This window comes from Streptomyces sp. NBC_01750 (assembly GCF_035918095.1).
Taxonomy (GTDB): domain Bacteria; phylum Actinomycetota; class Actinomycetes; order Streptomycetales; family Streptomycetaceae; genus Streptomyces.
This window is the reverse complement of sequence record NZ_CP109137.1, coordinates 8,131,496-8,152,957: the sequence shown is the minus strand read 5'-3', so window position 1 is coordinate 8,152,957 and position 21,462 is coordinate 8,131,496. Positions and strand designations below refer to the sequence as shown.

Genomic DNA, 21,462 nt, shown 5'->3' with positions numbered 1-21,462 from the left:
GAGGCATCTATTTGCGGCATCGGAGGACACCGTGATCGCTCTGGGCGTCATTCTGCTTCTCATCGGATTCCTGGCCGGTATCAGCATCCTCTGGACCATCGGGATCATCCTGATCGTGATCGGGGCAATTTTGTGGATCTTGGGGTCCGTCGGGCACGCGGTCGGCGGACGGCGGCACTACTGGTAGAGGAGCGCGCTACGGGGGCGCTCGCGTAGTTCATGCACATACATCTGACGGCGATACGGCCCCGGAAGCAGGCGACTCGGCGCGCCGTCCCGCGCCGGCCTCCTGAACGCGTGACCGCGGCCACCGCGGCCCCCGGCCCCCGGCCCCCGGCCCCGCAAGCTCCCGGCAAGCTCCCGGCAAGCTCCCGGCAAGCTCCCGGCAACGGTGCCTCCGATCCGGCGTGTCGCCGCTTCCCCGACGGGTAACCGGTACCCGAGGGGAGCGGACGGAAGGAAATTCGATGACCGACGCTGGAGGCAGGCGCAGGGGTGTGGGCCCGGCAGATCTCGACGACCAGCAGCTGCTGCGGGAGCTCGAGACCATTCACCGCACGCGGCACGACACACTGCTGCACGGTTCACAGAACGCACTGGTGGCGCACAGCATCCGCATGACGGAACTTGAAGCCGAGTATCTGAAGCGCCATGCCGACCGCCCCGCGGCGAGCGGCAGGACACGGGAAGGCGCCCGCGCGAGGACCGAGTGATCAGTGCGAGACGTCGCGCCCTCGGCGCCTCGGACCGATGGAAGCCCGTGCACGCGCGCCGCCGTCAGCCGTAGGGCAGGGCGGGGAAGGCGGGAATCATGGCTTCGGAACGCCCGACAATCGACGAGTCGTACTGGATGGCCACCACTCCCGATACCGGATACCCACCCGTCGGCGAGGACCTGACCGCAGACGTCGCCGTCATCGGTGGTGGCATCGCAGGCCTGTGCACCGCATGGGAACTGCTGAGTGCGGGCCTGGACGTCGTCGTCCTGGAGGCTGACCGGATCGCCGCCGGAGTGACCGGATACACGACAGCCAAGCTGACGTCCCTGCACGGTCTGGGATACGCGCGGCTCGAGGCGAAGCACGGCGCCGACAACGCCGGGTTGTATGCGCTCTCGCAGCAGGACGCGGTCGACCGGACCGCCGCTCTCTGCGCCCAGCTGGACATCGACGCCGACCTGGAGCGTGCCCCCGCCTACACGTACGCGGAGGATCCGCAGCGCGCGGACGCGATCAGGGACGAGGCGGAGGCGGCCCGCAGGGCAGGACTCGACGCTTCCTTCGTGACCGGGACAGAACTGCCCTTCCCGGTGTCCGGCGCGGTGCGAGTCGAGGGCCAGCTCCAATTTCATCCGCGGAAGTTTCTGCTCGCCCTGGCCGAGAAGTTCGTCGCCGCGGGCGGCCGCGTTCACGAACGCAGCCGTGTCACCGCACTTCACGACGGCAGCCGCTGCCGACTGTCGACGGAGAGCGGAGTCACGGTCGAGGCGCGGGATGCCGTCATCGCGACGCATTACCCGGTATTCGACCGCACCCTCCTCTTCACCCGGCTCAAGCCCCGGCGGGAACTGGTGGTCGCCGCGCCGGTGCCGGCCGCTCTCGCGCCGACGGGCATGTACATGAGTCCCGAGGACAGAGTGCGTTCGGTGCGCAGTGCTCCCCTCGACGAAGAACGCCGGCTGCTCATCGTCACCGGTGAATCGTTCGAGCCGGGGGCCGGAGGCGTACGGGAACGGTTCGCGCGTCTCGACTCCTGGGCGCGCGAGCGGATGCCCGGCTTCGCCGAAGCCGACAGCGCCTACCGCTGGTCGGCGCAGGACAACGACTCGAGCGACCACCTGCCGTACGTCGGACATGCCCACCCGGGCACCCAACACCTCTATGTGGCCACCGGCTTCGGCGGCTGGGGCATGAGCAACGGGGTGATGGCCGGCCGGCTGCTCGCGGCTCATATCGCGGGCGGCGGGCGGCCTGCCTGGACCGACCTCTACGACCCGCGGAGGCTGCCCGGGGTGAGCGAGACGGTGGAGCTGGCGAAGCTCCAGACCGCTGTCGCCCGGCACTTCGTCGGCGACCGCTTGCACACCCACCACGTCGACTCGGTGAACGACATCCCGCCCGGCAGCGGAGCGGTCGTACGGCTGGAGGGAAGGCGCTGCGCCGTGTACCGCGACGAGTCCGGGAACGCCAGCGTTCTCTCCGCGCGCTGCAGCCACCTCGGCTGTCTGGTGCAGTTCAACGATGCCGAGCGGGTCTGGGAATGCCCATGCCACGGCTCCCGCTTCGCGACGGACGGTTCGGTCCTGCACGGACCCGCCGCCAAGGCACTGGAATCACGCGAGGTGCCCGGAACCGGGCGATGAAGGCCGCGGACTCGGACACCCGCATCCCGGTCTGCTCCCGGACTCCCAGCGGCTCGCCGCCAGAATCGCGCAAGGCAGCCCCGCTTCTGCCATTCGGTCCGAAAATTTCGGAAAACTTGGGATATGACGCCGCAATGTGGGCAGTCGCTGTCGAGATGGCAGGTACATATCGCCGCGCGATGATGAAAGGACGTGAGTCCCGTGCGAGTGGCCTTTCTCATGGCTCCCGAGGGTGTGGAACAGGTCGAGCTGACCGACCCCTGGCAAGCCGTCGTCGACGCCGGCGGCGAGCCGGAACTGATCTCGACGAAGTCCGGACGCGTACAGGCTTTCCATCACCTCGACAAGGCCGACACCTTCCCCGTCGACCGGACGATCACCGAGAGCAACGCCGATGACTACGTGGGGCTGGTACTTCCCGGAGGTGTCGCCAATCCGGACGCACTGCGCATGGATAAATCGGCCGTGGCATTCGTCAAACAGTTCTTCGACATCGCCAAGCCGGTTGCGGCGATCTGCCACGCCCCCTGGACGCTGGTGGAGGCCGACGCAGTGCGCGGGAGGACGCTGACCTCCTGGCCCAGCCTGCAGACCGACATCCGCAACGCGGGCGGCACATGGGTGGACGAGCAGGTCGAGGTCTGCCGCGCCGCCCCCGCCACCCTGATCACGAGCCGGAAACCCGCCGATCTGAAGGCTTTCTGTTCGGCGTTCATTCCGGAGTTCGGCTACTGAGCTGCCGTACTCCGGGGAGAGACCGATGGATAGCCACCCTCAGCGATAACCATAGCCACCCAAATGCGCACTCTGGGTGATGCGTGCAGGATGTGTAATCAGCCCACCCCACGCGAAAGGGCAATGATCATGAGTAAGGCAAAAGCAAAGGCAAAGCAGGCCAAGGGAAAGATGAAGGAAACGGCCGGCAAGGCCACCGACGACCTGGGTATGCGGGCGGAAGGCCGCGGCGAGCAGATTGCCGGCAAGACCCAGGAAGTTGCGGAAAAGGCGGCCGATCAGGCGAAGAAGTCCGGACGGTAAGCCTGGTATTACTCAAGGGCTGGACCTGTGGCGCCCCCGCCTCAGGTCCAGCCCTCTGGCGCAAACCGGCTTCTCCGCCCGCAATCCCTCGGACCGGACCCAGCTCTACCTTCGGCTTCCCGGCTTGAGTGGATCGTGCCCGAGGGTCATGAGGCTGTGACGCCACTCAATGTCCCCGGCGCCACCTACCTGCTCCTGCCGCGTTTCGACCGCTTCCACGACCTGGTGCATGACGTGCACGTCATCGTCGGTGAGATCGACACGCCGCTTCAACAGAATCGACAGCACATGCCGGCCCGCCTCGGTGTCGACGCCCGTCGGCAATGTTTCCGTACTCTCGGCCGCCTCGCGGGTCTCGAGCCATGCGCTCAGTTCCTGGGACGTCATGTTCACCAACTGATGAAACTCGTCCCAGAGCGCCTCGCTCTCGACTGCGTCCATCTCACCCATGCTCGGCTCCGTCCATCGTGCCGTCTCTGCAGGCAGCCGCGCCGACGATCGCACGCGGCTGTTTTCGGCCCTGCCGATGGCCTTCGGGTGACCGATCGACAAGGACTCCAAACATGTCGAGCCCGAGACGACCGGACGACCTGGCAGGAGTCCCCGGCGGATTGGTCGGGGCCGGGAGCACGTCAACGGCGTTCCAGGGAGCCCCGGATGAATGCTGCCTGGCCGACGTGCTGCAGGTCGTCGGCGAGGACGCTGATCAGCCGGACGCCCAGGGTGACCGGCGGGGACCAGGTCTCGTCCACGACTCTGTCGAGCGCTGCGTCGTCGAGCCCGCGGACGAATCGAATGGTCTGCTCGTGGACTGCGTCGTAGTAGCCGAGCAGCAGCTCGGCGGACTGGACCCGCACCGCGGCGACCTGCTTGCTGGAGTGGCCGAACCCGGTCGCCCCCTTCGCAAAGGGCAGCTCGAAACGGTCCGCCCAGCCCTGGGAGAACCACACCTGCTCCCATGCGGCTGCATCAGCCACGTGATCGTCCTGGATACGCGTCAAATGCCACACGAGCCAGGCGATCGAATTCGCGCCAGGGTCCAGCCGGGCGTTGAGGCTGTCCGGTGAAAGCCCATCCGCCGCTGCGTGCACCGCCTCCCGTACACGCTCGAACGCGTCCGCCAGCAATTCTGAGCTGTTCATGCACTGATCCTCGGTCCTGGGCTGTTCCGGCACGTGGTCATGTCTCCGGAACCACAGTGGTCATGTCTCCTGAACCACCATGAACCCTTTCCCGCCCCGGTCCATGCGTTCGACACGAAGTAGCGGGGCATGCACAGGGGGCGTGGCGTCTCAGAATCATGCGGTCCCCCAGGACCACCTGGGTGCTGTTGGCCGAGTTGAAGCCGGTCACATCCAGGCAGCGGCCGGACCGCGGGTTGACGAGCGCACGCCGGCCGAGGCTTTGGGGGGGGCGGAGGAGCCGAGACGCGGGCTGCGCGATTACAGCGCGGTAACCGGCGCGTCCGGCGGCAGCCGGAAATGCGTGCGGGCGGCCGACTCCAGCGAGCTCGTACGGTCCCAGTCCTCGCGCCGCACCAACGCCGCGCCCCCTTCCGAGAACGAACGGCCGATCCACTCGTCATAGCCCGCACCGTCGGGCGGACTGTCCTGGCGGCGTACGTGGTAGCCGCCCTTCCCGTCCTTGGAGAGTTCCATCAGCAACGGCCCTCGGACGGCTGTTCCCTCGACAAGGGTCCTGCCCCGCGCCGCCAGTTCCGAGCACTGCGTGACCAGACCCACCTTCAGGACCCCGCCATCGACCTCGCGGATCTCGACGACCTTCTCCGTACAGAACCACCGGGCCGTGGAGGCGAACGAGGAGTCGGCGAGCATGCCGCCCTCATTCTCCAGTCCGGCGACCGCTGCGTCATGCACGACCGGCTGGAGTGTCTTCCTCAGCGTGGGATCGACATCCGGGGCGGGCGCCGTACAGCCCGCGGCCACCAGCGCCAGGACTCCATACGTACCCGCACACCACCACACCCGAGCCCTGCTCATCGTCTCCCCCGCCCCTCCACACCGCCGAGGCGTGAACTCTACGCGGGAGCCTGATTGTTCAGGTCCTGATCTCCACCGCCTCGTACTCGTGCCCCAGCCGCAACGGCGCTGCTAGGCGATGTCCGACCAGCCGTACGGCGGCGGGATGGGTCCGCTCCCCGCTCCGGCGCCCACGGCCTCCAGGTCACGGTCGGCCACCCTCATCAGCTGCCCGGCGATGTCCCTCATGGCCCGGCTCGCGGCCAGTTCGTCGCCGATCGCGGGGACGTCCACGTCCTGGGGATTGCAGTGGGCTGTCCCATGACCGGTGAGCGTCGCGGTGCCGGTGTCCAGCACCGCCTCGGCCTTCGTCGTGCCGTCCTCCTCGGTCAGGCAGACGCGGACCTGCCACTCCAGTGTCCGAGTCATCGCGCACCTCCTCACCCGCGGCCGCGGCGCGCCGCCGCAGCACGGTCCTGCCTTCAGGATCCCTCCAGCGGGGCCCGGGCGCGCGCCATCCACAAACAGGAAACAGGCGGACGCGCGGAGCAAGGGGCTGGCCATCCGGGGGATCTCCTGACTCCGGCACGACGCGTTGCGACGGTAGCCGCGGGGGAGCCATTACGTTCCGGGGACGGAGGCGCTGCGCGGGATGACCAGGCACCCCGTGCTGCGAGGTCCGGGAGGTGAACGGTGGGGCACACAAACGGTCGGGCACGGGCGCGCGGCGGCGCATCGCCGCGACTCGCAGGCCGTGGCACCGCACGGCGCCTGCGGTGCCTCACCGTGATTCCCCTGCTGGCCGGACTGCTCACCTCCTGCGGCTCGGAGGAATCCGGCCCGGTCAGCCTGAACTGGTACAACTTCCCCGACGACTCAGGCGCCCTGGCCGGCGCGGCGAGCAACTGCACCCGTGCCTCGGGCGGGCGCTACCGCATCGTGTACAACAAGCTCCCGCGCGGCGCGGACGGCCAGCGTCAGCAGCTCGTCCGCCGACTCGCCGCACACGACGACACCCTGGACATCCTGGGCCTCGATGTCACCTGGGCCCCGGAGTTCGCCGAGGCCAACTGGATCCTGCCGTGGACGGGCGGCAATCGCCGCAGTGCCACCGCGGGCACCCTCGAAGTGCCGCTGCAGACGGCGACGTGGAAGGGCAAGCTGTACGCCGTCCCGTACAACACCAACACCCAGTTGCTGTGGTACCGAAGCGACCTCGTGCCCAAACCGCCCAAGACCTGGGCCGAGATGCTCGGTATGGCGCGCGGCCTCGCCAAGGAGGGCAAGCCTCACTACGTCGAGATTCAGGGCGCCCAGTACGAAGGGCTGACGGTCTGGTTCAACACACTCGTGGAGAGCGCTGGCGGCTCCATCCTCAACGCCACAGCCACAGCACCCTCGCTCGGGCCGCCCGCGGTCCAAGCGGCCACGATCATGCACAACCTGGCCACCTCACCCGCCGCGGACCCCTCGCTGTCCAACCAGATGGAGGATCAGAACCGGCTGGCCATGGAGTCGGGAAACGCTGCCTTCGAGCTGAACTACCCATTCGTCTATCCGTCGATGAAGTCGAACAAGCCCGCTCTGTTCAAGAGTTTCCGTTGGGCGCCGTACCCCGGCGTGGACCCCGGCCGGCCATCCAAACCCACCATCGGCGGCATCGACCTCGCCATCGGCGCCTACTCGCGCCACCCCGACCTCGCGTACGAGGCCGCGCTGTGCTTGCGCAATCGTCAGAACCAGATGGCCGCGGCGCTCAAGGGCGGGCTGCCCCCCACCCTGCGCGCGCTCTACTTCGACAAGACACTCTTCAAGAGCTACCCGTTCGCTACCGAAGTGCTCTCGGCACTGGAGAACGCCAGCGTCCGCCCCCAGACCCCCGCCTACCAGAACGTGTCCATCGCGATCTCGCACACGCTCTCCCCGCCCTCGGCGATCAATCCGCGGAGCGACGTCGAACACATCGGCAGCCAGATCGAGGACGCCCTCCAGTCCAAGGGGCTGATCCCGTGAACACCGCGACTCCCGCCACGTCGGCGGCCCCGGGCGGGGCCGAGGCGTTGTCCGAGGGCGCGCGGCAGGAGCGACGGCTGGGATGGCTGTTGTGCGCGCCCGCGGTGGTCGTCATGCTCGCCGTCACCGCCTACCCCATCGGCTACGCGATCTACCTGTCGCTGCAACGCTACGACCTGCGCTTCCCGGATCAAGCGCGCTTCGTGGGCCTGAGCAACTACGCGGCCGTACTCTCCTCCGAGTTCTGGTGGGAGGCGTTCTGGGTCACCCTGTTCATCACCGTCATCTCCGTAGCCGTGGAACTCGTCCTCGGCTTCGCGCTGGCCCTGGTCATGCATCGCGCGATCTTCGGCCGGGGAACCGTACGTACCGCGATCCTGATCCCCTACGGCATCGTCACCGTGGTCGCCGCCTATTCCTGGCAGTACGCCTGGACCCCGGACACGGGCTATCTCGCCGCACTGCTGCCGTCCGGTGATGCCCCGCTGACCGAGCAGTGGCCGGCCATCGGGCTGATCATCCTCGCCGAGGTCTGGAAGACCACCCCCTTCATGGCACTCCTGCTGCTGGCCGGACTCGCCCTGGTGCCCGAGGAGACGCTGCGCGCCGCCATGGTCGACGGTGCGTCCGCCTGGCAGCGCTTCATTCTCGTCACGGTGCCGCTGATGAAGCCGGCCATCCTGGTGGCCCTGCTGTTCCGCACCCTGGACGCCTTCCGGGTCTTCGACAACATCTATGTGCTGACCTCGGGTGCTCATGGCACCGGCTCGGTGTCGATCCTCGGCTACGACAACCTGTTCACCGCGCTCAACCTCGGCATCGGATCGGCGATCTCCGTGCTCATCTTCCTGTGCGTCGGCGTGATCGCCTTCGCCTTCATCAAACTCTTCGGGGCTGCCGCTCCCGGCTCACAGGAGGCGGGACGCTGATGGCGGGCGCGGGCAAGAGGCATGTCACGGGCTGGGCCATCGCCAACACCGTGGTGATCGCCTATGCCCTGTTCCCCGTCTGGTGGATCGCGGCCCTGTCGTTCAAGGACCCCAGCACCCTCACCGACGGCAGCTTCGTCCCTCAGCAGTGGACCCTGGAGAACTACAGCGGCATCTTCCAGACCTCGGAGTTCACCCGGGCCCTGATCAACTCGATCGGTATCGCCCTGATCGCCACAGTGATCGCCGTTGTGCTGGGCACCATGGCCGCCTACGCCGTAGCGAGGCTCCGCTTCCCCGGCAAGAGGCTGCTGATCGGCATGTCCCTGTTGATCGCGATGTTCCCGCCGATCTCCCTGGTGTCCCCGCTCTTCAACATCGAGCGCATCCTGGGGATCTTCGACACCTGGCCGGGGCTGATCATCCCGTACATGACCTTCTCCCTCCCGCTCGCGATCTACACCCTCTCGGCGTTCTTCCGGGAGATCCCGTGGGATCTGGAGAAAGCGGCCAAGGTCGACGGGGCCACTCCCGCCCAGGCCTTCCGGCTGGTGATCGCTCCGCTGGCCGCGCCGGGCGTGTTCACCACCGCCATCCTCGTCTTCATCTTCTGCTGGAACGACTTCCTGTTCGCCATCTCCCTGACCTCGACAACCAGGGCCCGCACAGTGCCTGCGGCGATCGCCTTCTTCACCGGGAGCAGCCAGTTCCAGCAACCCACCGGTTCGATCGCCGCCGCCGCGGTAGTGATCACCATTCCGATCATCGCCTTCGTGCTGCTGTTCCAGCGGCGCATCGTCGCCGGACTGACGTCCGGGGCCGTCAAGGGCTGACCGGCAGCAGCCGGCCGTCAGGACAAGGAGCACCGACTGTGGCCGAGATCGTTCTCGAGGGCATCACCAAGAGGTATCCCGACGGCGCCGTGGCCGTGCGGGACGTCAACCTCACAGTGGGCGACGGGGAATTCGTCATCCTGGTCGGGCCCTCCGGTTGCGGCAAGTCCACCACGCTCAACATGATCGCCGGACTTGAGGACATCACCGACGGCACCCTCCGCATCGACAACCAGGTCGTCAACGACAAGGCGCCCAAGGACCGCGACATCGCCATGGTCTTCCAGAGTTACGCCCTCTATCCGCACATGACCGTGCGGGAGAACATGGGCTTCGCCCTGCGCCTGGCCAAGGTCGACAAGGCCACCATCAGGAGCAAGGTGGAGGAGGCCGCCCGCATCCTCGACCTGACGGATCATCTGGACCGCAAACCCGCGAACCTCTCGGGCGGCCAGCGTCAGCGCGTCGCCATGGGCCGTGCCATTGTCCGCAACCCCAAGGCGTTCCTGATGGACGAGCCGCTGTCCAACCTGGACGCCAAGCTCCGGGTACAGATGCGCACCCAGATCTCGCGCCTTCAGCAACGTCTGGGCACCACCACCGTCTACGTCACCCATGACCAGACCGAGGCGATGACGCTCGGGGACCGCGTGGTCGTCATGCGCGGCGGTGTCGTTCAGCAGGTCGGCACCCCCCAGTATCTCTACGACGAGCCACGCAACCTGTTCGTCGCTGGTTTCATCGGCTCACCCGCCATGAACTTCCTCCACGCCACCCTGGAGGAGAACGTGCTGCGCACCATCGTCGGCGACCTCCCGCTGTCCGACGAGGTACGCCGGAGTCTGGAGCGCCAGAACGCGCCGCTGGACCTCATCGTGGGTCTGCGGCCCGAAGCCTTCGAGGATGCCGCCATGGTCGATCCGGGCCGGTCGGGGATGACCTTCACCACCACCGTGGATGTGGTGGAGTCCTTGGGCTCGGATGTCTACGCCTACTTCACCGAGGAGGACTGGCAGCCGACCACCACCTCGGAACTGGAGGAGCTGGCCGCCGATTCCGGCATCAGTGAGACGGGAGCCAGCGGCCACCAGGTGGTCGTCCGGCTCAGTACGGGGACACAGGTCCGCGAGGGGAGCCGGGCCGAACTGTGGGTGGACACCTCGAGGATGCATGTCTTCGACCCACGCGCCGGTCTGAACCTCACCCACCGGGAGAACGATGGCGGATGAGCGGATCCCGGCGGGCCCCGTCGCCGTCGTGTCAGGTCAGTTGCAGGCGCAGCCCGATGCGGCCTTGGCATCGGCGACGGTGGTGGTCGGGTCGGTGGCCTGTTCGCCCGTGGTGCAACAGGCGGTGACTCCGCAGCAGCCGTCCCGGTTCCCGTCGGTGTCGGCGGCGGTGTCCCCGTCGGTGGCGGTGGCTGTGTAGGTGGCCGGCTTTGTGGCGCGGACGATGGCGGAGTGCATGCCGTCGGCGACGGCGGGGGTGGGAGTGATCTCGATGTCGATGAACCCGGCCGCCTTCAGCCCTTGCCGGTATTCGGTGAAGGAGAGGGCGCCGGCGATGCAGCCGACATAGTCGCCTCGCTCGGCACGCTGGGCGGGGGTGAGGGTGTCGTCGGCGATGACGTCGGAGACGCCGATCCGGCCGCCGGGGACCAGCACGCGGTAGGTCTCGGCGAATACCGCCTGCTTGTCGGTGGACAGGTTGATGACGCAGTTGGAGATGACGACGTCGATCGTGTTCGCCGGGAGGGGGATGGCCTCGATGGTGCCCTTCAGGAATTCGACGTTGGTGGCGCCGGCCTTCTTCCTGTTCGCCAGAGCAAGGGCCAGCATTTCCTCGGTCATGTCCAGGCCGTAGGCCTTGCCGGTGGGGCCGACGCGACGAGCGGAGAGGAGGACGTCGATGCCACCGCCGGAGCCGAGGTCGAGGACGCGGTCGCCTTCGTTCAGGTCGGCGACGGCGATCGGGTTCCCACAGCCCAGGGAGGCGGCGACGGCCTCGGCCGGGAGGGCGTCGCGCTCGTCGGCGGCATAGAGAGTGGAGCCGAAGTTCTCGTCGACCTCGACGGCCTGGGGGCCGCAACAGGTGCTTTTGCCCTCGGCGACCTGGACGGCTGCGGCCGCATAGCGCCGGCGGACGGTCTCGCGCAGATCGGTGGACTGCTCGCTCATGACCTTCACTCCTCGATGGCCGGGGCCGGTGCAGCCCCAGGACGGCTATATCGATGTTCTTGAATTCAAGGTTGCGCCTTGAATAGAGGGATGTCAACATAGAAGTATGTCGAAACAAGACCTCGTGACACTTGGCCAGGACGGCATCGGCGGATGCTGCCCCACTCTGCTGACCGCTCCCCTGGACGAGAACCGGGCCGTCGAGCTGGCCAAGGTCTTCAAGGCCCTGGGCGACCCGGTGCGACTCAGGTTGCTGTCGATGATCGCCTCGCGCGACGGCGGCGAGATCTGTGTCTGCGACCTGACCCCGGCGTTCGACCTGTCGCAGCCGACGATCTCCCACCACCTCAAGCTGCTGCGTCAGGCCGGGCTGATCGACTGCGAACGACGCGGGACGTGGGTGTACTACTGGCTGCTGCCCGAGATGACCGACAAGCTCGCCGGCATCCTCACCCGTCCCGGATCTCAGGCCCGTCAGTCCCTCGACGGCGCGACCGGGTCGGCCCGGTAACCGGCAACCACCTCCGGGAGCTCCGCATCACGGCTCCGTTCGCCCACGCCGCGCCTCGGGGTGATTTGATGGGAACTGCACCTGGAAACGCTGCAACCGGAGACGCTGCACCGGTGATGCGTCGGCAGCACCCGGCCCTTGGACGGCCTGGGAGTTACCGGCAGGCATAGTGCCCCACCCCGGGGTTAGGTCGTTGTGTTGGACACACACGAGTCGACGAGTGATCTGCCGGACCAGCCCCTGTCGGCGGTCGGGTACGCGGGTGTGCTCCGTGACCTCCTTCCGATCGCGCTGTGGAGGGCCGATGCGGACGGGCGCCTGGTGGAGTGGTCGCTCGCCGCTCAGGACCTGCTCGGCTACCCGCCGGATGAGCTGCTAGGCCGGCACGGGGTCCCGATACTGGTCCCCGAGCCCGACTGGGAGCTGGCCGATCACCTGATACGGAAAGTCCGGGCGGGTGAGGCTGTGGTCGGGTCCCTCCCCGTGCGGCACCGCGATGGGCATCTCGTGCCGATGGAGATGTGGATCTGCCCGGCCGCAGACCCCCAGGGAGGGGCGGGCATCCTCGCCATCGCCGTGGAGACCTCAGCGGTCCTGCGCATGCGGGATTCACTCGCGGCACTGGAAGGCCTGTTCACCCAGTCCCCCATCGGCCTGGCCATGCTCGGCCCCGATCTGCGCTTCCTGCGGGTCAATGACGCGCTGGCACGGATGCAGGGCGTATCCGCGGCCGACCACATCGGCAAGCGCCCGGCCGAGGTCGTGCCGGGCGTCAACGCCACGGAGCTGGAGACGGCGATGCGGAAGGCTCTTGATGGCGGCAAGGCGGTGGTCGACGTGCGCCGCACCGGTCGCACGCCGGCCGATCCCGAACACGACCGCACCTGGTCCTGCTCCTATGCTCCGCTGCTCGACAGCGTCGGCCGGAGGCTGGGCCTGATCGCCTCGCTGATCGACATCACCGACGGGCAGCAGGCGCAGATCGAGGCGGGGCAGGCGCGGCATCGCCTGGCGCTGCTGGCCGAGGCCGGCACCCGGATCGGGACCACCTTGGACCTGCGGCAGACCGCCGAGGAAGTGGTGCAGGTACTGGTGCCGCAGCTGGCCGACTCGGCCGACGTACAACTGCTGGAAGAGATACTCGACCCCGACGAGGCCGCCGCATCCACCCACGGCGTGGTGCGTCGTCTGGCGGTCTCCTTCCCCGATCCGTCCGCCCCCACCGCGAAACTGGCGGTAGGCGCGACCTTCCAGCTCCCGCTCGGCTCGGTGTACGAGCAGGTCATCGCCGACGGGCGCCCCATGAACCTCTACAAGGCCGATGTCCCGGCGCTGATCACCGATCCGCGCGCCGAGCAACTGCGTACCTACCTCAGCACCCTGGGCGCCGCGCGACTGGTCCCGCTGGTCGCCCGTGGCAAGGTGCTCGGCGCCGTGGTGGTGACGCGTGCCCGAAGCCGCGAGCGATTCGATGAGCAGGACTGCGTGCTCATCGACGAGCTGGTCGCCCGGGCGGCGCTGAACATCGACAACGCGCGCATGTACACCAGCCAGCGAAAGGCGGCGCTCACGCTGCAACGCAGCCTGACGAACAACGCGCTGCCGGACGTGACCGGCCTGGAACTCACCGGACGCTACCTGCCCGCCAGCGACCACGCGGTCGGCGGCGACTGGTTCGACGCCATCACCCTGCCCGACGGCAGGACCGGGCTGGTCATCGGGGATGTGATGGGGCACGGAATCCATGCGGCGGCCGTCATGGGACAGCTGCGCACAGCGGTGCGAACGCTGGCACGGCACGGCATCCCCCCGGCTGAGATGCTCCGTTCCCTGGACGCCGTCGTGAGCGACCTGGGTGAGAATGAAATGGCGACATGCGTCTACGCGGTCTTCGACCGGGCTGCCGGCGGTTGTCTGATCGCCAGGGCCGGCCATCCACCTCCGGCCGTGGCCGAGGCCCGAGGGACTATTGCGTTCCTCGACGGCCCCCCGGGTACACCCCTGGGAGCGGGCGGGCAGGACTTCAGGACCGAGCAGGTGCCGCTGCCCCCCGGCAGTCTGCTGGTGCTGTACACCGACGGCCTCATCGAGGCACGCGACAGAGACCTCGACCAGGGCATGCAGCAACTCGCCCAGGCGCTGCGGCACCTCGACCATCCGTTGGAGGAGATCTGTGACAGCATCCTCGGCCGGCTGCTGCCCTCCACGGCTCAGGACGATGTGGCGGTGCTCCTCGCCAGAACTCCGCGTACTCGGGACTCGGTGATCAGTCACTCCGAGCAGCTCCGCTCACGCGGTCCCGCTCGCAAGGCGCAAGGGTGGTAGCGATGGACACACCGATGACGACGTTCAGCGAGGGCCCGGAGGACCCGTTCGCGGTGCGGCGCGCGGCTTCGGCGGTGCTGGACGACCGCGGGACGGTCATCGGCTGGAGCGAGCGGGCCGAGGCGCTGCTCGGCTACCCGCCGAAGGAGGCGCTCGGGCGGACGGCGCTCGGTTTCCTGATCGACGTCCATGACGACGACGTCGTCATGGACGCACTGGCCGTATGCGTACGCGATCGGGGCTGGTTCGGGGTGGTGCCCGTACGGCACCGCGACGGGCGGCGGGTGGAGCTGGGGTGCCGGGCCCGGGCGATCACGAGGGGCGACGCCGTCCGCGAGTGGTTTCTCGTCGCCGCGCCGGCCGAGGAGGTCATCCAGTGGGAGAGGGACCGGTCGGTCCTGGACGGATTGTTCCGCCGCTCCCCGATCGGTCTGTCCGTCTTCGCCCCGGACCTGAGCCTCCTGCGGGTGAACCGGGCGATCTCGAAGTTCAGTCAGATACCGGTCGAGCAACACCGGGGGCTCCGGGTCAGCGACTTCCTCATCCAGCGGGACTCCGACACGGTGGTGAGGCAATTGGGGGAGGTACTGGAGACGGGCCGGTCCTCGATCTTCACCGAACAGCCCTGCGCTCTGCGGCGGGACCCGGGCCATGAGATGTTCGTATCGATATCCGCATTCCGGATAGAGGACCCCTCCGGACACATCCTCGGCGTGACACAGACGGTCGAGGATGTGACCGAACGTTATCGGGCCCGCCATCGGCTCGCCCTGCTCAACGAGGCGAGCGCCCGCATCGGAACCACGCTGGACGTGGCGAGGACGGCGAATGAGCTGGCCGAGGTCGCGGTCCCGGACCTCGCCGACTGTGTCTCCGTGGACCTGCTGGAGCCGGTGGCCCGCGGCGAGGAGCCCATCCAGGAGGTACTCGGAACCGTGCGCCGGACGGCTATCCGCAGCGTTCTGCCGGATACGCCACAGGTGATGTATCCGGTGGGCCGCACGATTCACATCCCGCCGGAGAGTCTGCAAGCGCGGTGCCTGGCCCAGCGGCGTCCGGTCCTCGACACGCGTCAGGAAGGCGTTACCGGGTGGCTCCCCGAGGACCCGGAGCGGGCCGAGCGCGTCCTCAGTCTGGGCAACCCCTCGCTGATGGTCGTGCCGCTGGTCGCCCGGGGGCTCGTGCTCGGCCTGCTCAGTCTCTGGCGGTGGCAGCGGTCCGAGCCGTTCGAGGATGACGACCTCACACTCGCCGCGGAGTTCGCCTCCCGCGCCGCGGTCTGCATCGACAACGCACGCCGCTACACACAGCAGCACGACGCGGCGCTCACCCTGCAGCACAGCCTGCTCCCGCACGAGGTGCCCGCGCACCCCGCGGTCGAAATCGCCCACCGCTACCTGCCTGCCGACGATACGACCGGCGTGGGTGGTGACTGGTTCGACGTCATCCCACTCTCCGGGCTTCGCGTCGCCCTCGTCGTCGGCGACGTGGTCGGCCGCGGCATCCACGCGGCGGCCACCATGGGCCGGCTGCGCACCGCCGTACACACCCTGGCCAACCTCGACCTCACCCCCGACGAGGTCCTGTCCCGCCTCGATGACCTAGTGGACCGGCTGGCCGCCGAGCAGGAGCCGACCGACGAGCGTTTCCCTCAAATCATCGGCGCAACCTGCCTGTACGCGGTCTACGACCCGGTCTCCAGGCAATGCGCCCTGGCCCGCGCCGGTCATCCGCCGCCGGTGATGGTGACCCCGGACGGGCAGGTCCACCTCGTCGACCTGCCCGCCGGTCCGCCGCTGGGCCTGGGCGGGCTGCCGTTCGAGGCCGCCGAGCTGGAACTGGCCGAGGGCAGCCTCCTGGCCCTCTACACCGACGGCCTCATCCAGGCCCGCAAGCGAGACGTCGACGAGAGTCTGGCGGATCTGTGCCAGGCGCTGAGCGTGCCCACCCGCTCGTTGGAGGAGACCTGCGGGGTGGTGGGGGACGCGTTGCTGCACGACCGGCCGACCGATGACGTGGCCGACGACGTGGCACTGCTCATCGCCCGTACCCGCGTGCTGCCGAAGGAGAAGGTGGCCACGTGGGAGCTGCCGGTAGAACCTACCGCCGCCGCTCAGGCCCGCGAGCTGGCCGGATCCCAGCTGACCGAGTGGGGGCTGGAGGAGATGATCTTCACCACCGAGTTGATCGTCAGCGAGCTGGTCACCAACGCCTACCGGTACGGTGGCGGGCCGATCGGCCTACGCCTCATCCGTGACAGCCACCTCATCTGCGAAGTGTCCGACACCAGCAGCACCTCACCGCATCTCCGCCGGGCCCGCACCACCGACGAGGGCGGTCGCGGACTCTTCCTGGTGGCCCAGCTCACCGAGCGGTGGGGCACCCGGTACACGCGCGACGGCAAGACCATCTGGACCGAACAACCGCTGCCCGCCACGTCGGCAGAGTGAATCAGCGCGCGCAGGTGGCTGTCCGGCCGAGGCTTCCGCTGGTGCATATGGTGGAAAAGTCGCAAGATCGAAGCGACGCAGCACAAGGCGGGAAGCAATGGTGTGGGAATCCGCGACCGACTATGAGGCCGTTTTCCATGCCTTGCCCAGCGCCGTGGCGCTGCTCAATCCGCAGATGGTGTACGCCGACGCCAACGAGGAGTACCTGCGGTTGTCGGGCCGCACCCGGGAACAGCTGATCGGTCTCCATCTGTTCGACGTCTTCCCGGATAATCCCGGCGACCCCGACGCGTCCGGCATGCGCAACCTGAAAGCGTCACTGCTGCGGGTGGTGGAGTCGGGTTCGCGCGACAGCATGGCGCTGCAACGCTACGACGTCGAGGCAGCTGATGGGCCCGGCGTGTTCGAGGAACGGTACTGGAGCCCGGTCAACGCCCCCGTCCTCGGTCCGGACGGGCAGGTGGTGCTGATCGTGCACCGGGTGGAGGAAGTCACCGAGCTCATCAACGCCCGCACCCGTGACGGACGCGCCCGCTCTTCCCGAGGAGGAGACCGCCACCGGCTGATGGAGGCGGAACTCTACACCCGCGCCCGGGAACTGCAGGAGGTCAACGAACGACTGCGCCAGGCACACGCCCGCGAACGGCAGGTCGCCCTCGCCCTGCAGGAAGCGATGCTGCCCGCACCGCGACCGGTCGGCCATCACCGGGTGGCGGTGCGCTACCGGCCCGCCGTCGGCGCTCTGAACGTGTGCGGCGACTGGTACGACCTGGCCGAACTGTCCGGCGACCGCATCGCTGTCGCCGTCGGCGACGTCGTCGGCCACGGCCTGCCCGCGGCCGGCGTCATGGGACAGCTGCGCAGCGCCCTCAGCGCGGCCGTACGCGTTGCCGACGGACCCGCTACGGCGCTCGATGTAGTCGGCCAGTACGCCCGCTCCGTCGACGGCGCCGAGTCCACCACAGCGGTCCAGGCCATCGTCGACTGGGACAGCCACACCATTACCTACAGCAGCGCAGGACACCTGCCGCCTGCGCTGCTCCATCCCGATGGCCTGGTCGAATTTCTCGACCGGGCCACCGACCCCCCACTCGGCGCCCGCCCCGAACACATCCCCCACCCCCAGGCCGCCGCCGCCTTCACCGACGGCGCCACCCTCGTGCTCTATACCGATGGACTGATCGAACGCCGCGATGAGGACATCGACACCGGACTCGCCCGCCTCGCCGACTGCCTCACCCGGCATCCCACTGCCGATGCCGACAGCCTCGCCGACCGCCTGCTGTCCACACTGATCCCACCGGGCGGCAACACCGACGACACCGCTCTTGTCGTCATCCGTCTATGAGCCACGGCCTATGAGATCCGTCCATGAGCCACGGCCGTTCACAGGAACGGCCGCAACCCCTCTGCGGGCGTTGGCCCGGTCCGGTCGAGCCGCCGCCCTATGCCATGGCACGCTCCGCGCCCCCCGGCACCCGCCGCCTTCCCACAACGCTGCCCAGCCAGCCGAGCAGGAACGCGACCGGCATGGACACGAGGACAACCGTCTGGAGCGGGAACCAGTTGAGGTGCCACTCCGGGAAGAACGCCAAGGGCGTGCCCGAGAAGACCGGGCCGGAGATCTGCAGCCCGATGGCACAGCACAGGCCTCCGTACAGCGTCCAGAGCAGCCCGGTTCGTGTGTAGCCCTTCCAGAAGAGTGAGTACACCAGCGCCGGCAGCAGACAGGAGGCAGCCACCCCCAGAGCGAGAGCCGACAGGAAACCGACGTTCCATCCCTGGACCCAGACCGCCAACCCGATGCTCAGTATTCCGACCCCGGCGGACGCCCAGCGCGCGGCGGCAACCTCCCGGCCCTCGGTCGTACTCCCACGGAACAGAACCTGCGTGTACAGGTCGTGGGCGATCGCACCGGCGGCCGCCAGCGTCACGCTCGCCACGACCGACAGCGCGGTGAGGAACACCGCGGAGGAAACGAGAACGACGAGGAATGCCCCGCCCGTGTCGATGGACGAGCCGCCCGCCAGCTCGCCGGTGAGCATCAGCAGGCTGCTGTTGCCTCCCGGATCCGCGGCCAGGATCGCCGGGGCACCGATCAACGCGGCGGCCGCGAACCCCGTCACCGCTGTGGCGAGGCAGAAAGCACCGACGATGCCGACGGTGTGGCGCACCGTGCGGCGCGCGGAGGCCGGGTCGCGAGCCGCGTTGAGTTGCATGGCAACGTGGGGCATGCACGCCACCCCCAGCACGATGGTGATCATCAAGCCGACGAAGTCGAGTGTGCCCCGGGCGCCGGTGCTGCCGGCGAACCGGAGGCCTGGACGCATATAGACGGCCGGTCGGCCGCTGCCCTGTCTGGCGGCGTCGACGAGCGAGTCGGTGCTCCAGTGGAAGCGATGGAACAGCACAGCTGTCACGGCCACGGCCATGCAGAGCAGCGCCACCGTTTTGATCACCTGAAGGGCGAGGGTTCCACGCATACCGCCGAACGCTGTGGCGCAGACGACCAGCGCGCCGATCATGACGATGGCCGTCTGTGCGGCGCCCGGCCCCGACAGCCCCATCAGCATCGCGGTGGTCGCTCCCGCACCGGAGAGTTGCACAACCAGGTAGGGGACGCATGCGCTCAATGTCACGAAGGCAACCGCGATCCTCACCGCGGGCCCCGGAGCCCGCAGAGCGAAGGTGTCACCCAAGGTGTAGCTGCCGCGCTCGCGCAGGGGGGCGGCCAGCAGGAGGAGCACGCCGAGTGAGAGCACGGTGCACAGAGCGATGAACAGACCGTCGTAGCCAAAGACCGCCACGGTGCCGGTGGTGCCGAGCACCGTGGCCGCGGACAGGTAGGCCCCGGACAGTACGAGGGCCCCCCGCAGCGGCGGAAGCCTGCGGCCTGCTGTGTAGAACTCGTTGACCCGGTCCCTCTCAGGGCCGCTGAGAACGCTGATGAACAGTATGGGGACGATCAAGGTCAGAAAGCCCACGAGAACCAGGGAGCGCGTGTCCGTGTCCAGGGTGCCGGGCACGGCGGCGAGGAGGACGTCAGGATTCATCAGTACTCCACGTCCTGCTCGTTCGGTACGCCCATACCCGCACGCCGGTCGTACCGCGCCGCCGTCCACAGCAGGAGAGACCCCTGGAGGAGAACTGCCAGCACGCCGATGGTGGTCTCTCCCCAGATGCGGGTGGCCATGAAGTCGGCGGCAGAGCAGGCGAGCAGCAGATGTACGCCGAAGGTCAGTCCATTGACCACGGCGAAAGCGACACCCGGGCGATGCGGCCGTGGTTGATGATGAAGCCGGGCGGCGTGTTGTTGAGCCATGACGGTCTCCTGGCGGGCAGGTATGAGGGCGGATCCCCTCAGGTGCGGGGCTCACCAGAGCACGTGCGGCTATGGCCGGTCCACGCGCTGTGCTCGCTCTGTTGCCCACTCCCAATACCGACATGAGGTCACTGTGCTGATGCCCATTCAGCCGCGTGTGCCGTGCCGTGGCCCGTGGCGCCTGCGCCGTGCCGCCACGAACGGGCATCCGTCGTCAGGCAGACGGCAGGGGGTTCAATTCGTACGGGGCGCCCAGAACGGCGGCTGGTCCGAGCAGGCGGTGCGCGTCGAGCGCGAGGGTGAGCTGCACCAGATCGCGTGGGCGGGACAGAGCGAGTCCGGTAATCTGCTCGAAGCGGCGCAGACGATTGAGCACGGTGTTGCGATGGCAGAACATGTGCCGGGCGGTCCTGACGGCGGAGCCACCGTTCTCCACCCAGATACCGAGGGTGTCGAAGAGCGTGTCACGGTCGGCGGGCTCAAGGTCGTACAGGGGCCGGAGCACCCGGTGGGCCAGCTCGGCGGACAGGTCGGGCCGTGAGATCAGGAGCCCGTCGGGCAGGCAGGTGTCGAGCCGGGCGATCTCACCGTCGGCCCGGCAGGTGCGAACGGCGAGTTCGGCCATGTCACGCGCACGCGACAGGCTGTCCAGACCCTGCACGACAGGGCTGATCCCGATACGCATCCCGGGACCGGCGGCCAGGCCGGAGGCGAGCGCGTCCAGAGGACGGTCGCCCAGGTGGGCGACGAGCACATCGCCCTGTGGACAGGTGTGGCGCAGCATTCGGATGCCGCGTACCTCGGGAACGGTCTTGGGCACGTGGCCGTAGGGCGGTGTGGCCCGCAGCGCCGCTACCGCGAAGCGTCCGCCGAGCGGCAAATCGAGGATCGCCGCCGCATCCCGGGTGAAATCGGGTTCGGTGCGGTTCTCCAGCAGTGCGGCGAGGATCAGGCGGACGCGTTCACCGTGCCGGCTGGCGACGCCGTGGGCGACCTGCCGGTAGGCGTCGGCGACGAGGACGGCGTCGCGGTCGTTGCTCTTCCACACCAGCTCGGCCACGTGTACCAGCTGGCGCGAGTCGCCGAGTCCGTCCCGCTCCACCACACCGATGATCCCGCTCCACACCTCCGAGCCGGCGACACGGAAGGCGTGCAGCACCTCGTCGAGAGGGCGGCCTTGTTGCGCGCGTCTTATGCCGAGCTCTCTTGTGTAACGCTCGACGTCCACGATCCTGGTCGGATCCAGGCTGGCTTCCAGCCCGTGGCGTACGCCTGTGCTCACGGATTGCCTCAGGTCCGGTGGTGCCAGCACCAGGTCGGCGTAGTACGGCACCTCGGAGCGGATCTTCTCCACCACGCTGTCGGCGAATTCCGTCCCACGCCCCAGAAGGTGCCGGCAGGCACTGTCGAAGAGCTGGAGAGGGGAGGAATTCATGATGCGATCGGTCAGCGGGGCGCTGACGACTGCGTCGTGGCTGCGAGAACTGGTTTGCATGGACCCTCCAGGTGGACGGGGCGTGCGA

Annotated in this window: 20 protein-coding genes and 1 pseudogene; 13 read left to right on the top strand and 8 right to left on the bottom strand. The window is 68.3% G+C overall.

The genetic code is table 11. The features are described from left to right. Nucleotides 1-31: 31 nt before the first annotated feature. The 5 genes from OG966_RS36940 to OG966_RS36920 all read left to right on the top strand — a co-directional run bounded on the left by OG966_RS36940 (nt 32) and on the right by OG966_RS36920 (nt 3,400). A complete protein-coding gene (locus OG966_RS36940) occupies nt 32-187 on the top strand; it encodes a DUF6131 family protein (protein ID WP_326654449.1) in 156 nt (51 codons plus the stop codon). Between the two features lie 280 nt (nt 188-467). Next, nucleotides 468-713: a DUF6158 family protein gene (locus OG966_RS36935; RefSeq protein WP_326654448.1), complete on the top strand. Its 246-nt coding sequence runs from the start codon at nt 468-470 to the stop codon at nt 711-713. A gap of 98 nt (nt 714-811) precedes the next feature. Next, nucleotides 812-2,362: an FAD-dependent oxidoreductase gene (locus OG966_RS36930; protein WP_326654447.1), complete on the top strand. Its 1,551-nt coding sequence runs from the start codon at nt 812-814 to the stop codon at nt 2,360-2,362. Nucleotides 2,363-2,563: 201 nt separating this feature from the next. After that, nucleotides 2,564-3,097 (top strand): type 1 glutamine amidotransferase domain-containing protein, encoded by a 534-nt coding sequence (locus OG966_RS36925; RefSeq protein WP_326655525.1) that lies wholly within the window; start codon nt 2,564-2,566, stop codon nt 3,095-3,097. 129 nt (nt 3,098-3,226) lie between these two features. Further along, nucleotides 3,227-3,400: a CsbD family protein gene (locus tag OG966_RS36920; RefSeq protein WP_326654446.1), complete on the top strand. Its 174-nt coding sequence runs from the start codon at nt 3,227-3,229 to the stop codon at nt 3,398-3,400. 105 nt (nt 3,401-3,505) lie between these two features. Here the strand turns inward: OG966_RS36920 and OG966_RS36915 are convergent, their stop codons facing one another. The 4 genes from OG966_RS36915 to OG966_RS36900 all read right to left on the bottom strand — a co-directional run bounded on the left by OG966_RS36915 (nt 3,506) and on the right by OG966_RS36900 (nt 5,808). Continuing rightward, nucleotides 3,506-3,850, bottom strand: coding sequence for a DUF3140 domain-containing protein (locus OG966_RS36915; RefSeq protein ID WP_326654445.1), 345 nt, complete (start codon nt 3,848-3,850; stop codon nt 3,506-3,508). 182 nt (nt 3,851-4,032) lie between these two features. Further along, entirely contained in the window at nt 4,033-4,542 is a 510-nt protein-coding gene (locus OG966_RS36910) for a mycothiol transferase (protein ID WP_326654444.1), read from the bottom strand. A 300-nt stretch (nt 4,543-4,842) separates the two neighbouring features. Beyond that, complete coding sequence (locus OG966_RS36905) at nt 4,843-5,400, bottom strand: hypothetical protein (protein ID WP_326654442.1); 558 nt, start codon at nt 5,398-5,400, stop codon at nt 4,843-4,845. 111 nt (nt 5,401-5,511) lie between these two features. After that, on the bottom strand, nt 5,512-5,808 hold the full coding sequence (locus OG966_RS36900; protein WP_326654441.1) for a DUF1876 domain-containing protein: 297 nt from the start codon (nt 5,806-5,808) through the stop codon (nt 5,512-5,514). A 357-nt stretch (nt 5,809-6,165) separates the two neighbouring features. On the opposite strand from OG966_RS36900, the gene OG966_RS36895 reads away from it, so the two are divergent. Genes OG966_RS36895 through OG966_RS36880 form a run of 4 tightly spaced genes read left to right on the top strand, consistent with a single transcriptional unit; the run spans nt 6,166 to nt 10,383 of the window. After that, nucleotides 6,166-7,392 carry an ABC transporter substrate-binding protein gene (locus tag OG966_RS36895; RefSeq protein WP_326654440.1) on the top strand — a complete coding sequence of 409 codons (1,227 nt, stop codon included), beginning with the start codon at nt 6,166-6,168 and terminating at the stop codon, nt 7,390-7,392. After that, on the top strand, nt 7,389-8,321 hold the full coding sequence (locus tag OG966_RS36890) for a carbohydrate ABC transporter permease (RefSeq protein WP_326654439.1): 933 nt from the start codon (nt 7,389-7,391) through the stop codon (nt 8,319-8,321). Before OG966_RS36895 ends, OG966_RS36890 begins: the two co-directional genes overlap by 4 nt. Further along, on the top strand, nt 8,321-9,154 hold the full coding sequence (locus tag OG966_RS36885) for a carbohydrate ABC transporter permease (RefSeq protein WP_326654438.1): 834 nt from the start codon (nt 8,321-8,323) through the stop codon (nt 9,152-9,154). Before OG966_RS36890 ends, OG966_RS36885 begins: the two co-directional genes overlap by 1 nt. A gap of 38 nt (nt 9,155-9,192) precedes the next feature. Further along, on the top strand, nt 9,193-10,383 hold the full coding sequence (locus tag OG966_RS36880; protein ID WP_326654437.1) for an ABC transporter ATP-binding protein: 1,191 nt from the start codon (nt 9,193-9,195) through the stop codon (nt 10,381-10,383). Between the two features lie 204 nt (nt 10,384-10,587). Here OG966_RS36880 and arsM read toward each other — a convergent pair. Beyond that, nucleotides 10,588-11,331, bottom strand: a pseudogene (gene arsM, locus OG966_RS36875) (arsenite methyltransferase); the annotation flags it as partial. Between the two features lie 106 nt (nt 11,332-11,437). On the opposite strand from arsM, the gene OG966_RS36870 reads away from it, so the two are divergent. From OG966_RS36870 to OG966_RS36855, 4 genes are all read left to right on the top strand, one after another. Then, complete coding sequence (locus OG966_RS36870) at nt 11,438-11,842, top strand: ArsR/SmtB family transcription factor (protein ID WP_326654436.1); 405 nt, start codon at nt 11,438-11,440, stop codon at nt 11,840-11,842. Between the two features lie 198 nt (nt 11,843-12,040). Further along, complete coding sequence (locus OG966_RS36865) at nt 12,041-14,167, top strand: SpoIIE family protein phosphatase (protein WP_326654434.1); 2,127 nt, start codon at nt 12,041-12,043, stop codon at nt 14,165-14,167. Between the two features lie 2 nt (nt 14,168-14,169). Beyond that, nucleotides 14,170-16,617, top strand: coding sequence for a SpoIIE family protein phosphatase (locus OG966_RS36860; protein WP_326654433.1), 2,448 nt, complete (start codon nt 14,170-14,172; stop codon nt 16,615-16,617). Nucleotides 16,618-16,714: 97 nt separating this feature from the next. Next, a complete protein-coding gene (locus OG966_RS36855) occupies nt 16,715-17,965 on the top strand; it encodes a PP2C family protein-serine/threonine phosphatase (protein ID WP_406730350.1) in 1,251 nt (416 codons plus the stop codon). Nucleotides 17,966-18,062: 97 nt separating this feature from the next. On the opposite strand, the gene OG966_RS36850 is transcribed toward OG966_RS36855, so the two are convergent. The 3 genes from OG966_RS36850 to OG966_RS36840 form a co-directional block, all read right to left on the bottom strand. Beyond that, complete coding sequence (locus OG966_RS36850; RefSeq protein WP_326654431.1) at nt 18,063-19,670, bottom strand: sodium/solute symporter; 1,608 nt, start codon at nt 19,668-19,670, stop codon at nt 18,063-18,065. Then, a complete protein-coding gene (locus OG966_RS36845; RefSeq protein WP_326654430.1) occupies nt 19,670-19,939 on the bottom strand; it encodes a hypothetical protein in 270 nt (89 codons plus the stop codon). The genes OG966_RS36850 and OG966_RS36845 overlap by 1 nt, the downstream gene beginning before the upstream one ends. 214 nt (nt 19,940-20,153) lie before the next feature. Further along, nucleotides 20,154-21,434: a PucR family transcriptional regulator gene (locus OG966_RS36840; RefSeq protein ID WP_326654429.1), complete on the bottom strand. Its 1,281-nt coding sequence runs from the start codon at nt 21,432-21,434 to the stop codon at nt 20,154-20,156. Nucleotides 21,435-21,462 lie beyond the last annotated feature (28 nt).

Coding starts and splice junctions, on each gene's coding strand:
- OG966_RS36845 (WP_326654430.1), bottom strand. CDS start 19,939: ATGGCTCAACAACACGCCGCCCGGCTTCATCATCAACCACGGCCGCAT.
- OG966_RS36860 (WP_326654433.1), top strand. CDS start 14,170: ATGGACACACCGATGACGACGTTCAGCGAGGGCCCGGAGGACCCGTTC.
- OG966_RS36910 (WP_326654444.1), bottom strand. CDS start 4,542: ATGAACAGCTCAGAATTGCTGGCGGACGCGTTCGAGCGTGTACGGGAG.
- OG966_RS36930 (WP_326654447.1), top strand. CDS start 812: ATGGCTTCGGAACGCCCGACAATCGACGAGTCGTACTGGATGGCCACC.
- OG966_RS36920 (WP_326654446.1), top strand. CDS start 3,227: ATGAGTAAGGCAAAAGCAAAGGCAAAGCAGGCCAAGGGAAAGATGAAG.
- OG966_RS36885 (WP_326654438.1), top strand. CDS start 8,321: ATGGCGGGCGCGGGCAAGAGGCATGTCACGGGCTGGGCCATCGCCAAC.
- OG966_RS36915 (WP_326654445.1), bottom strand. CDS start 3,850: ATGGGTGAGATGGACGCAGTCGAGAGCGAGGCGCTCTGGGACGAGTTT.
- OG966_RS36855 (WP_406730350.1), top strand. CDS start 16,715: ATGGTGTGGGAATCCGCGACCGACTATGAGGCCGTTTTCCATGCCTTG.
- OG966_RS36900 (WP_326654441.1), bottom strand. CDS start 5,808: ATGACTCGGACACTGGAGTGGCAGGTCCGCGTCTGCCTGACCGAGGAG.
- OG966_RS36905 (WP_326654442.1), bottom strand. CDS start 5,400: ATGAGCAGGGCTCGGGTGTGGTGGTGTGCGGGTACGTATGGAGTCCTG.
- OG966_RS36935 (WP_326654448.1), top strand. CDS start 468: ATGACCGACGCTGGAGGCAGGCGCAGGGGTGTGGGCCCGGCAGATCTC.
- OG966_RS36840 (WP_326654429.1), bottom strand. CDS start 21,434: ATGCAAACCAGTTCTCGCAGCCACGACGCAGTCGTCAGCGCCCCGCTG.
- OG966_RS36870 (WP_326654436.1), top strand. CDS start 11,438: ATGTCGAAACAAGACCTCGTGACACTTGGCCAGGACGGCATCGGCGGA.
- OG966_RS36850 (WP_326654431.1), bottom strand. CDS start 19,670: ATGAATCCTGACGTCCTCCTCGCCGCCGTGCCCGGCACCCTGGACACG.